This window comes from Cupriavidus sp. L7L (assembly GCF_004353535.1).
Lineage (GTDB): Bacteria > Pseudomonadota > Gammaproteobacteria > Burkholderiales > Burkholderiaceae > Cupriavidus > Cupriavidus oxalaticus_A.
In genome coordinates, this window is record NZ_SMNY01000117.1 from 1 (window position 1) to 587 (window position 587).

The following is a 587-nucleotide window of genomic DNA, read 5'->3' on the forward strand; positions in this document are numbered from 1 at the left end:
GGTCTCGCCGCTGGGTCCGTCTCGGTATTCATTGCCTGCACGAACTGGAGCACCATGCGCTGCACGATCTCGCTCTCGGTGGGCGGCGGGAATGCGGAAGGCATATGGGAATCGGTCGACGCCTCGTGGACGGCGGTGAGCTGCGCGACCGCATCCGCGGCGAATGCGTGGTCAGCCTGCAATTCTGGGACCACTCCGGCCCGCAATTCTTCGGTGTAGAGCGCGAAGCTTGGCAGCGGCACGTCCTTGCCGGCGAACATCACGTCGGCCGCCTCGCTTTTCGTGCCGTCGGTGTGCGTCACTTCGACCGTACCGAACACAATGTTGCCGTGGTCGAGGTGTGGCTCGCCCTTGCGCTCCAGCCCGATGGCGGCAATGCCTGCCTGGTCCAGGGTCTTGTGCTCGGCCTGGGCAAAATCCCCATCGCCATTGGAATCCTGCACCACCTTGAACCGGCTCCAGGCAGCATCCTCATTGCTGATCTGGCCATCGTGGTTGCTGTCGAAGGTGGCCAACGCCTCCAGGTCCGTCTTTGTCCCAGGTGCGAAATTCGTCAGCCGGGTCTCCTCGACGGAAATCCTGCCGTC

1 protein-coding gene is annotated in these 587 nt (G+C 63.5%); it reads right to left on the reverse strand.

Annotated elements, in window-relative coordinates; all coding sequences use genetic code 11:
- On the reverse strand, positions 1–587 hold a 587-nt coding region (locus tag E1J61_RS37640), incomplete at both ends, for a hypothetical protein (RefSeq protein ID WP_207951310.1).